Source organism: Tardiphaga sp. GW822-FHT04G09 (assembly GCF_058800725.1).
In genome coordinates this window covers 26,429-37,441 of record NZ_JBXAMO010000034.1, presented here as the reverse complement: position 1 = coordinate 37,441, position 11,013 = coordinate 26,429, and the positions used below count along the sequence as shown (strand labels likewise).

At 62.3% G+C, this 11,013-nt stretch carries 8 protein-coding genes; 6 read left to right on the top strand and 2 right to left on the bottom strand.

Annotation, left to right across the window (positions count from 1 at the left end; translation table 11 throughout):
• The coding region (locus tag AC1RLZ_RS30285) for a cell division protein ZapA (RefSeq protein WP_493191700.1) at nt 1-1,110 on the top strand (1,110 nt) is incomplete at its 5' end.
• A 403-nt stretch (nt 1,111-1,513) separates the two neighbouring features.
• Here AC1RLZ_RS30285 and serA read toward each other — a convergent pair.
• The gene (gene serA, locus AC1RLZ_RS30280) at nt 1,514-2,782 is read right to left on the bottom strand and encodes a phosphoglycerate dehydrogenase (protein WP_493191699.1); all 1,269 of its coding nucleotides are present in this window, start codon (nt 2,780-2,782) and stop codon (nt 1,514-1,516) included.
• Between the two features lie 370 nt (nt 2,783-3,152).
• Here serA and AC1RLZ_RS30275 point away from each other — a divergent pair, with 370 nt between their 5' ends.
• The 5 genes from AC1RLZ_RS30275 to AC1RLZ_RS30255 all read left to right on the top strand — a co-directional run bounded on the left by AC1RLZ_RS30275 (nt 3,153) and on the right by AC1RLZ_RS30255 (nt 10,499).
• A complete protein-coding gene (locus AC1RLZ_RS30275; protein ID WP_493191698.1) occupies nt 3,153-4,349 on the top strand; it encodes an NAD(P)/FAD-dependent oxidoreductase in 1,197 nt (398 codons plus the stop codon).
• 156 nt (nt 4,350-4,505) lie between these two features.
• Nucleotides 4,506-5,363 carry an FAD binding domain-containing protein gene (locus AC1RLZ_RS30270; RefSeq protein WP_493191697.1) on the top strand — a complete coding sequence of 286 codons (858 nt, stop codon included), beginning with the start codon at nt 4,506-4,508 and terminating at the stop codon, nt 5,361-5,363.
• The gene (locus tag AC1RLZ_RS30265; RefSeq protein ID WP_493191696.1) at nt 5,360-7,714 is read left to right on the top strand and encodes a xanthine dehydrogenase family protein molybdopterin-binding subunit; all 2,355 of its coding nucleotides are present in this window, start codon (nt 5,360-5,362) and stop codon (nt 7,712-7,714) included. Before AC1RLZ_RS30270 ends, AC1RLZ_RS30265 begins: the two co-directional genes overlap by 4 nt.
• Nucleotides 7,711-8,190 (top strand): (2Fe-2S)-binding protein, encoded by a 480-nt coding sequence (locus tag AC1RLZ_RS30260; RefSeq protein WP_371422499.1) that lies wholly within the window; start codon nt 7,711-7,713, stop codon nt 8,188-8,190. Before AC1RLZ_RS30265 ends, AC1RLZ_RS30260 begins: the two co-directional genes overlap by 4 nt.
• Nucleotides 8,187-10,499 (top strand): xanthine dehydrogenase family protein molybdopterin-binding subunit, encoded by a 2,313-nt coding sequence (locus AC1RLZ_RS30255; protein ID WP_493191695.1) that lies wholly within the window; start codon nt 8,187-8,189, stop codon nt 10,497-10,499. The genes AC1RLZ_RS30260 and AC1RLZ_RS30255 overlap by 4 nt, the downstream gene beginning before the upstream one ends.
• Here AC1RLZ_RS30255 and AC1RLZ_RS30250 read toward each other — a convergent pair whose 3' ends face one another.
• Entirely contained in the window at nt 10,500-10,961 is a 462-nt protein-coding gene (locus AC1RLZ_RS30250; RefSeq protein WP_493191694.1) for a MarR family winged helix-turn-helix transcriptional regulator, read from the bottom strand.
• Between the last annotated feature and the right edge of the window lie 52 nt (nt 10,962-11,013).

The window sequence follows — 11,013 nt, the reverse complement described above, 5'->3', positions numbered from 1 at the left end:
TTCGACACCCCGAGCCTAACAGGCTCAAGGCGAGCAACGCCTACTTCACAATTTCAACAGCGACCGGGACATCCCCGGATTTGGCATTGCTGGCGCAATCTTAATTGCTGCAATTGGCGTTGCCATACGTGGTATCTTTGCGCCTTTCTTCTGACAGGCAAAAATAATGCTATGAATGAAAAATCATCACAGGACAGCGCCCCAGATCGAACGGAACTGCAGGATTTGATCCTGCTCGCATTGGCCAAGCGCGAACAAATGCATGCCGACGAAATGCTCCAACCGTTGCCAGCGCCTCGAGACCGTCTTGCCTTCACCGGAAACGTCTCCAAGATTGCCCGCTTCGAAGGATGGCCTCATGATGCAAATGAAATCGACGCTGCAGTTCGGCGCCTAGCCAGCGCTGGAATGATCGTAACGGATGAAAGTTCTGCCGATCCCAACCTTACTGGTCATTCGGCACGGCTACATCCGAATGGGTACGCTCGCGCTGCCTCGGTTTCACGTAAATATCTAGGGCATCCGCTGGCGAACTTCAGCCGAGATAAAACCTTTGACGAGAATGGCACCGGTCAAGTGGAAGTCGATTTTCTCGGCGAACGGATCGTAATCGGATGCGTGGAGGGCGAAGAGGAGCGTGCTATCCAGCATGCGCACCGCTTCGAGGTCGATACGGGCGAAGTCCTTAAGGCAGTTTCAGGCCTCGACAATGTACGAGCGATGCTCATGGCTGGCGTCCATGCTCACGAGCACATCGAAGAACTAGAGTCAGAAGTACGCGCGACCGCACCTGCATCAGATAGAATCGTTAGCTTGGATCATAACTCGGTTGCATATCAATCGACAGTAAGGGCGATGGACCGGCTGATTGTCATTGTCGGGACAAGCAATGTTTATCGGGAGCGCGAGCCGGACGATCATGAGCGGCGGCTGGCCGAACTCGAAGCTGGCAGGCGCCTTCTTGGAAGCAGGTGGCTCTCACTTCACACTCTGAAGGCTGCGTTGCTTGGGACAATAACTTATCTTGCTGCCAAATTCGCCGACGCTCCTATTGGAGAAGCGGCAACCGCAGCGTGGAGCGCGATAAAGATACTCTTGGGCCTCCATTGAATTCGACGGCCCGGACGTCAATTGGCTTCAGTCCATCGAAAATCGACGTATCATCAACCAAATCAAACCCGCGCAAGCTGACGGCTGGAACGAGTATCCGATTTCAGCATCTGCTCACCGCCACCCAACGCCGTGACAAAACACGCGATGCTGGATCGACGAGCATTTGGCGGTCATCGGGGGCAACGTCGTGAGAACGGAAGTGAAAGAATAGTAGAACCTTCGTGCACAGGATTTGCACACGCCTCTCGTCTAACCATTTGATTTCTATGAATTCTCTCCCCAATCCATCATCGGCGCGACGGAGAAACGGTAGTCCTGATACGTCAATCGTCCAATCCATCGTCGAGAGGAGCTGTTTCCGACCATATCAGAAACAGCCATCGAGTTCAGCATGCCGGGTTTACCCCTTGTACTCGTACAGCAGTCGCGCGCGGATCGTGCCTTCGAGCGCCCGGATATCCGCCAGCACCCGCTGACTGTCCGCAGCCGAAGCATCGGCATCGAGCACGACATAGCCGACATCGCTGTAGGACTCGTAATATTGCGCGGCTATGTTGACGGCGTGACGCGCGAGCACTTCGTTGAGCCTTCCGAGCATGCCCGGCAGGTTGCGCTGGACCTGAATGAAGCGCGTGCCCGACGGGCGCGCCGGCAGCTGCACCTGGGGGAAATTCACGGCGCCCATGGTCGAACCGCTATCGCTGTAGTCGATCAGCTTCCGTGCGACTTCGGCGCCGATACGCTCCTGCGCTTCTTCGGTAGAGCCCCCGATATGCGGCGTCAGCAGCACGTTCGGGAGGCCCTGAAGCGGCGTCACGAAGCGCTCCTGATTGGAGCCCGGCTCGACGGGGAATACGTCGACGGCAGCGCCCCGCAGCTTGCCGTTGCGCAACGCTTCGGCGAGCGCGTCGAGATCGACCACCGTGCCACGGCTATTGTTGATGAAATAGGCGCCGTTTTTCATGGCCGCGAGTTCGTCACGGCCAATCATGCCCTGCGTTGCCGGCGTCTCCGGCACATGCAGGCTGACGACATCGCTCTGCGCCAGCAATTCCTGCAGGCTAGCGACCGGCTCGGTGTTGCCATGGCGGAGCCTGTCGGTGTGATCGTAGAAGATCACGCGCATGCCCAGCGCTTCAGCCAGGTTGGAGAGCTGCGAGCCGATGCTGCCGTAACCGATGATGCCGAGTGTCTTGCCGCGGACCTCGTGGCTGTCATTCGCCGATTTGTCCCAGCGCCCGTCATGCGCGGCATTGGACCGCGGCACGATCCGGCGCAGCAGCATGACGATTTCGCCGATCACCAGCTCGGCAACGCTGCGGGTGTTGGAGAACGGCGCATTGAACACGGGAATGCCGCTGCGACGCGCAGCATCGATATCCACCTGGTTGGTGCCGACGCTGAAGCAGCCGACACCGATAAGCCGGTCCGCGGCATCGAGCACGTCCTGCGTGATCTGAGTGCGTGAGCGGATACCCAGTATATGGACCCCCTTGATGGCCTCCTTGAGCGCTTCGCCATCGAGCGCCTTCGGCAGGCGCGTCACGCTCGAATAACCGGCCGCCTCGATCAACTCTACCGCGCTGTCGTTCACGCCTTCGAGCAGAAGGATTTTGATCTTGTCTTTCGGGAGGGAAAGCTGCGGCAAAGGCAGGCTGTTCTTGGTCACGGTCGCGGCGTCCTTTGAGAGCAATGAATGAGACAGAAACCACGCTGGAGCGGTAAAGCCCCGGTTGGTCCGGCTCACATCGTCTGGTCTGATTTGGCGCCTGTTTAACGTCACCGCAGCGATCTTGCTACGGGTATCTAACTCCTTGAAATCACTTATCTCTGATCGCAGGCCGCCGACGATCCGACTCCGGATCGCGCCGCGGCCCGCGAGAACCCGCGAGAATCTGGATGGCCTGCGCGCCCGCGCGCTCCCCAGGGAACGGAACAGCGCCCGGGAAATTGTCAGTGCACGGCGCGGACAGCGCGCTTCCCCGACCTCATGGTGCCCCATTTCCGATCTCGCCCCCGATACCACCGAGCATGCTGATTTGCGCGGCGGGCGTTCGCCGTGGTTTGCCGGCCTGCAGTATGCCCCCCGCCAGCCCCTCACCGAGGACATCGCATGCGATGCGCTGATTGTCGGCGGCGGCATCACCGGAGCCCTGATGGCCGAGCAACTGACCCGGCAGGGACTGGATGTGATCATTGTCGATCGCGAATCGCCTGGGCGCGGCAGCACGGCGGCGAGCACATCGATGCTGCTCTGGGAGATCGATCGCTCGCTGCATGAGCTGACACATCTTTACGGCTATGAGCGCGCCGCACGTGCCTATCGCGCCAGCTATGACGCTGTCCATGGATTGGAGGCACTGGTCCGGACACTCGATCTGCGCTGCAACATGCGCGCCAAGGACTCGCTGTATCTGGCAGCGGGCGAAAGCGCCAAGGAGCTGATCAAGGAACACGCGCTTCGTGAACGCGCCGGCCTGCCTGGCACACTCCTCGATCACAAGGCGCTGCTATCCGAATATGAGGTCGCACGCGCAGGTGCTATCATCTCGCCGGGCTCGGCAGATTCCGATCCCTTGCAACTGGCTTTGGGGCTGGTGAATGTCGCGATGTCGCGCGGCGCGAGACTGTTCGAAGCCGAGACGGCCGCCTTCGCCTCAGCGGGCCGTTTGGTCGGCGTTCAGTTGACCGATGGCCACACCATCGAGGCGCGTCACGTCGTGCTGGCCACTGGTTATGTGATGCCCGACATCGTGCAAACCACCGTCCAGAAGCCTTCATCGAGCTGGGCGATCGCGACGAAACCGCAGCCGGACAGACTCTGGCGCGACGGCGTGCTGATCTGGGAAGACAGCAAAGATTATCTCTACGCCCGCACCACCGCGTCCGGCCGCATCATCATCGGCGGTGAAGACAGCGGCGAGATCATAGATCCCGATGCACGCGATGCCCTGATCCGAGCCAAGGCGGGCGCGCTGAAGGAGCAGCTCGCAGCCTTATGGCCGCGCGCCGAGCTTGCGATCGACTACCGCTGGGCCGGTACCTTCGATACCACCCGCGATGGCCTGCCGCTGATCGGCCCGGTGCCAGGTCATCCGCATGTGTATGCCGCCTATGGCTATGGCGGGAATGGCATCACCTTCAGCTATCTCGCAGCGCAACTGATTGGCGGACTGATCGCGGGCAAGCACTCTCCGCTGCTCGACGACTTCGCGCTGCAACGCGATATCGCCTGAAACTTAGCGCGCTCGACTCGGCGAATTCAGCTATCCCATGTGATCAAAACGCAGGCGGTGAACGCTCCGTTTTGCGTCAGCGATCCTGATTGACTTCCAAAAGACGATTGTTAGCATACAAGTGAATTTTGGCCCTCCTGCCCGGGGTTTTTCCGCATGAAGCCGGCGCCGTTCACCAGGCACGTCCCACGCACCGTGGATGAAGTTGTGAGTGCATTGGCCGAGTTTGCGCCGCTCGACGGCCGCATTCTGGCGGGTGGCCAGAGCCTGGTGCCGATCATGGCGTTCCGCATGGCGCGGCCTGCCCACTTGATCGACATCAACGAGGTCGACGGGCTCGACCGCCTCGCTGTCGATGGCGACCATCTCTCGATCGGCGCGCGGGTGCGCCACGGCGCGTTCCACAAGCCCGTCATCGACGGGCCGCTCGGCCGACTGCTCGCTTTCGTCGTCAGCCATATCGCGCATTACCCGATCCGGATGCGCGGCACATTCTGTGGCAGCCTCGCCCATGCCGATCCCGCATCGGAATGGTGCCTCGTCGCGGCAACGCTGGACGCCCAACTGGTCGTGAAGAGTGTGCGCGGCGAACGCATTGTGCCGGTCACTGATTTCCTCGAAGGCATCATGTCGACGTCGCTGGCCGAGGACGAGTTTCTCGCCGAAGCGCGATTGCCCTTGCTGCCAGATGACACGAAATTCGGCTTCTACGAATTCAGTCGACGCGCCGGCGATTTCGCGATGTCTGCAGCGCTCGTCACTTATCGTCTTGTCGATGGCGTGATCGCCGAGGCCCATCTCGGCATCGGCGGCGCCGAGGATCGTGCACGGCGGATCAGTGAGGCCGAAGATGTCTTGAACGGCAACCCGCCCTCGCCGGACCTGTTCGTCGCCGCCGGCGAAGCCGCAGCGAATGCGATCGAGCCGCTGGAGGATATCCAGACCACTGCCGAATATCGCTGCGATCTGGTGCGTGCCGTGACGCGGCGCGCGCTGGAGCGGTCGGCGCAATGACGGTCCACACCAAGGGCACGGGCACGACCTGGGTCGGGCGTTCGATCCGCAGGCTCGAGGATCCCGCCCTCGTCACCGGCCGCGGCCGCTTCACGGCGGATATGCCGGCCACGCACTGGGTACGCTTCGTCCGCAGCAGCGTTGCTGCCGGAACGATCAAGAACATCACGGCGCCGGAGGGCGCAGGCATCGTCACGGCCAGGGACCTCGCGAAGTTGAAGCCGATCCGGCCGATGCTGAGCAAGTTCAACTATGTCGCCGTGGGTCAGCCGATCCTTGCCGATGGCGTCGTGCGCTTCACCGGCGAGTCCATCGCCGCCGTCTACGCGCCGAGCAAGGATCAGGCAGAGGACATCGCCGATCAGGTCGAGGTCGAGATATCCGAAGGCGCACCGCTGATCGACGCGATGGATGCGCTTGCGGAGGACGCTCCGCTGGTTCACGCCGACACCAAACACAACGTCATCGTCGAGGGTCGCATCGCGACGCCCGGCTTCGAGGATGTCTGGAAGACCGCACACAAGGTGCTGCATGTCGAAGCGCGCTCGCGCCGGCAGAACGCGACGCCGATGGAAGCCCGCGCAGGCCATGCCGTCTATGACGGATCGACCGGCCGCGTGACGCTGACCTGCACCACGCAGATGCCGCATCTGACGCGCACCGCTGTTTGCGACATCCTCGGCATTCCCGAATCCGAACTGCGCGTCGTCGCTCCCGATGTCGGCGGCGGCTTCGGCCAGAAGATGTCGCTGGCGCCGGAATATGTGCTGCTGGTCTGGCTGGCGCGTAAATTGCGCAGCTCCGTGGCCTGGACCGAGGATCGCCGCGAAAACCTGATCGCAAGCTTTCACAGTCGCGACCAGCACGTCCAGCTCGAAGGCGCCTTCGACAAGAGCGGAAAACTGCTCGCTTTGCGCGGCGATATCGTCGCCAATGTCGGCGCCTATTCCTGTTTCCCGACCACCTGCGGCGTCGAGCCCTTGATGGCGCTGGCCGAGCTACCCGGCCCTTACGATGTACGCGCCTATGATTGTCGTTCGCGCGGCGTGATGACCAATACCTGCCCGATGGCGCCCTATCGCGGCGTGTCGCGGCCGGTGATCACCTTCGTACTCGAACGCTTGATGGACAAGGCTGCCGCAACCTTCGGCATAGAGCCGACTGAATTGCGTCGCCGGAACCTCATCGACAAATTCCCCTATACATCAGCGACCGGTCTCGTCTTCGACGACGGCAGCTACAAGGAGACGATGGAGATGGCCATCAAGGCCATCGACCTCGATGCATTCCGCAAGCGCCAGAAGATCGCACGTGATGCGGGCCGCTATCTCGGCATCGGCTTTGCCACTTTCTCCGAACGCACCGGCTACGGCAGCCCCGCTTTCGCGGCGCGCGGCATGGAGATCACGCCTGGCTTCGAGACCGTGTATCTCACCATCGACCCTTCGGGCTTCGTCGAAGCGCGGATCGGCTCGTCGCCGCATGGCCAGGGGCTGCGCACGTCACTGGCGCAGATCATTGCCGACGAAATCGGCATCGATCCGGAATTCATCAAGGTCGTTCACGGCGACACCGATCGCTCACCCTATGGCTGGGGCACCTTCGCCAGCCGCTCGCTGGTGCTGTCGGGCGGCGCCAGCCTGCTCGCGGCGCAGAAGATCCGGGCCAAGCTCCTGAAGATCGCGAGCCATCTGCTGGAAGCTGCACCCGAAGACATCACACTGCAGTCCGGGTCCGCGCACGTCATCGGCACCGATCGCTCCGTCACCATCGCTTCGATGGCGCGGGCGGCCTATCACCAGACCCATATCTTCAAGGGCGAGATCGAACCCGGTCTCACCGAAACTGGCACTTACGATCCATCTGGTACCTTCTCCAACGCATGCCACGTCGCTGTCGTCGAAGTGGATATCGAGACCGGCCGTGTCGAGATGGAGAAGTTTCTGGTCGCGGAGGACGCCGGGCTGATCATCAATCCGATGATCGCTGACGGCCAGGTCCATGGCGGGGTGGCGCAGGGCATCGGCAACGCGTTGCTGGAAGAGATCATCTATGACGAGACCGGTAACATCCTGACCAGTACGCTGGCGGATTTCCTGCCGCCGACGACGCACGAAATTCCCGAGATCGAGCTGCATCACATCGAGACACTGACCGGAAATTCGATCACCAAGGCCAAGGGCCTCGGCGAAGGCGGCGCCATCGGCGCGCCGGCAGCGGTGATCTCCGCAATCAACGATGCGCTCTCGCCATTCGGAATCTCCATCGACGAAATGCCGGCAACGCCGCAGCGCATTCGGGCGGCCCTGCGCAGCAGCGGAAAATTGCCAAGCAACGGAAAAATTGCATGAGCGACAAGACCGACATCACCCTCACCATCAACGGCCGGTCCCACGCCATCCGCGTCGAGGCCCGACGCACGCTTGTGGATGCCATTCGCGAGGATTGCGGCCAGACCGGGACGCATATCGGCTGCGAACACGGCGTGTGCGGTGCCTGCACCGTGCTGGTCAATGGTGAGCCGGTGCGCTCCTGCCTGATGTTCGCACAACAGGCCGATGGCAAAGAGATCCGCACCGTCGAAGGCCTCGCCGATGGCGACGAGATGCATCCGATGCAGCGCGCCTTCATGGAGAACCACGGCCTGCAATGCGGCTTCTGCACGCCCGGCTTCCTGATGCTCGCCGTCGGCGTACTGGAACGTGAGCCGGATATTTCCGACCACGATCTGATCGACGTGCTGTCGTCGAACCTGTGCCGCTGTACTGGCTATCAGAACATCATCAAGGCGGTGCGCGCCGCCGCGGTGGAGATGCGTCAATCGTGACTGCTGCCGCCAAACCGAGACTGGTTGGCCAGTCCGTCACCCGCAAGGAAGACGGCCCGTTGCTGCGCGGCCAGGGCAAGTTTGCTGCGGACATCAATTTCCCGAACCAGCTTTATATGCGCGTGGTGCGTTCGACTTACGCCCACGGCAATATCGTCTCGGTCGCTCTTGCGCCGGCTCTGGCAATTCCGGGCGTTGTCGCCGCATGGAGCTTTGCCGATGTCGCCGAGATTCCGCCGATCGATTTCCGGCTGACGCGGCTGGAGCAGCTCGCGGCCTATCGCCAGACCATTCTGGCCAAGGACAAGGTGCGCTATGTCGGCGACCCCGTCGCCGTCGTATTCGCCGAGGATCCCTATCTCGCCGAAGACGCTGCCGAGCATGTCGGGGTCGAGATCGAAGAACTGTCTGTGATCCTGCATGCCGATGGCGAGATCGGCGAGTTCCGCGATGGACTACCCACCGAGACGGCGTTGATCAAGAAGGGCTATGGCGACGTCGATGCGGCCTTTGCCAATGCGCATGCCGTAGTCAGCCTCTCGCTCTCCATCGGCCGCCATTCCGGCGTCCCCATGGAGACGCGCGGCGCCATCGGTCGTTACATCGCCGAGACCGACATGCTGGAAATGTACGGCGCTGCGAAAGTGCCGCACTGGAATCGCGACCAGCTCGCCAAGATGTTCGGTCGCACTGCCGAGAATACCAACCTGTTCGAAGGTCATGTCGGCGGCGGCTTCGGCGTACGTGGCGAATTGTATCCCGAAGATGTGCTGGTGTGCCTCGCCGCCCTGCGCCTCGGCCGCCCGGTGAAATGGATCGAGGATCGCCGCGAGAACTTGATTGCCACCAATCACTCGCGGCAACAGACCCACCACATCCGGGCCGCCATCGATCGCGACGGAAATATTCTGGCCATCGATAACGAGTTCTTCCACGATCAGGGCGGCTATATGCGCACCCATGCCGCGACGGTGCCAGACCTCGCCGCCGCGATGTTGCCCGGCCCCTATCGCATCCCCGCCTATCGCGTGCTCGGCCATATCAGGCTGACCAACAAGACGCCCGGCGGGACCTATCGCGCGCCCGGCCGCTATGAAAGCACCTTCGTGCGCGAGCGGCTTCTCGATGCCGTGGCAGCCGAAGTGGGCATCGATGGCGTCGAGGTCCGCCGCCGCAACCTGATCGACAAGAGCGAAATGCCGGTGACACGTGCTCTGGAGACGCTGGGCACCGATATCGTGCTCGACTCCGGCGACTATGCCAGGCTGCTGGATAAGGCGCTCGACGGCGTGAGCTGGACGGACCTGCAGACGCAGATCAAATCGCGCCGGCAGGCCGGCGAACTTGTGGGCGCCGGCATCGCCATGTTCGTCGAGAAAAGCGGCCTCGGTCCGTACGACGACGTGCGGATTACCGTCGGTACCGACGGCCTCGTGGAGGTCGTCACCGGCGCCGCCTCCGTCGGCCAGGGCGTCGAGACCGTCATCGCGCAGATCTGCGCGGAGACGCTCGGCGTGACCTATGACAGCGTCAACGTCATCCACGGCCAGACCAACCGCATCGCGCGGGGCCTCGGCGCCTTCGCCTCGCGCGTCACCGTGATGACCGGTGAAGCCACGAGGCTTGCCGCGCTCAAGCTGCGCGACAAGGTGCTGGCGACGGCCGCGGAACTCATGCAGCTCTCGACCGACGATCTCGACATTGTCGATGGCGAGATCATCCGCAGCAAAGGCGGCGTCGGCCCATCCATGGGACTGCCCGAGATCGCCAAGGCACTGGCGCCCGGCGCCCGGGTGCTCGGCGACCGCGAGCCCGGCCTGTTCGCCGAAGCGTCGTTCGAATCCAAGCACATGACCTACCCCTACGGCGTCCATGTCGCCGTCGTGTCGCTCGCCCGCGATACCGGCGGCATCAGCGTCGAGCGCTATCTCGTCGCCTATGACATCGGCAAGGCTGTGAATCCCATGCTGGTGGACGGCCAGATCGTCGGCGGAGTCGCGCAGGGCATCGGCGGCGCGCTCTACGAGGAATTCAGCTATGACGACCGCGGCGAGCCGCTGGCGGTGACCTTTGCCGACTATCTGATGCCGACGGCACGCGAAGTGCCTGATGTTGAAGTTATCATTTCCGAGGATGCCCCCAGCCCGCTCAACCCGATGGGCCTCAAGGGCGCCGGCGAAGGCGGTGCCAATGCCGTCGGTGCTGCGATCGCAGCAGCTATCGACGACGCGCTTGGCCAGCCCGGGGCCATCACGCAGTTGCCGGTCTCGCCGCAGCGGATTAAGGCGCTGCTCAATAGCAAGGTCTGATCAGGTAATCTTCTTCAGCAATCGTGTCAGCGTGCGCTGCTCTTCGGCCGTCAATGGTCGCAGCGTCTTGGCGCTGACTTCAGCGGCAACCCGGATTGCGGCATCGACCACACGGGTGCCCTTCTCGGTCAGCGACACCGCACGGCGACGGCGATCCGTGGGGTCGCTTCCGGTCGTGATGAAGCCGCGCAGGCCCAGCCGATCGACCACGCCCTTGATGGTAGCCGCGTCGAGATAGACCAGGCGACCGAGATGGTTCTGCGAGCTTGGACCAACCTCATACAGCTTCGCCAGCACCGCGAATTGCGTCTGGGTCAGATCCTCGATCATATTGGACATGAAGATGGAGGTATGGCGCTGCATCGCCACGCGCATCAGGAAGCCGACCTGGGAGTCGAGGACATAGTCCGGGGCCGGCTCCGTGGCCGGAAGGGCCTTCAGCTTGCTCGGTTTCTGCGCCATTTATTCCCCGACGATCTCTCTTGCTAGTTATGAACGATCTTCGGTTGCCGCG

Coding starts and splice junctions, on each gene's coding strand:
- AC1RLZ_RS30270 (WP_493191697.1), top strand. CDS start 4,506: ATGAAGCCGGCGCCGTTCACCAGGCACGTCCCACGCACCGTGGATGAA.
- AC1RLZ_RS30250 (WP_493191694.1), bottom strand. CDS start 10,961: ATGGCGCAGAAACCGAGCAAGCTGAAGGCCCTTCCGGCCACGGAGCCG.
- AC1RLZ_RS30265 (WP_493191696.1), top strand. CDS start 5,360: ATGACGGTCCACACCAAGGGCACGGGCACGACCTGGGTCGGGCGTTCG.
- AC1RLZ_RS30260 (WP_371422499.1), top strand. CDS start 7,711: ATGAGCGACAAGACCGACATCACCCTCACCATCAACGGCCGGTCCCAC.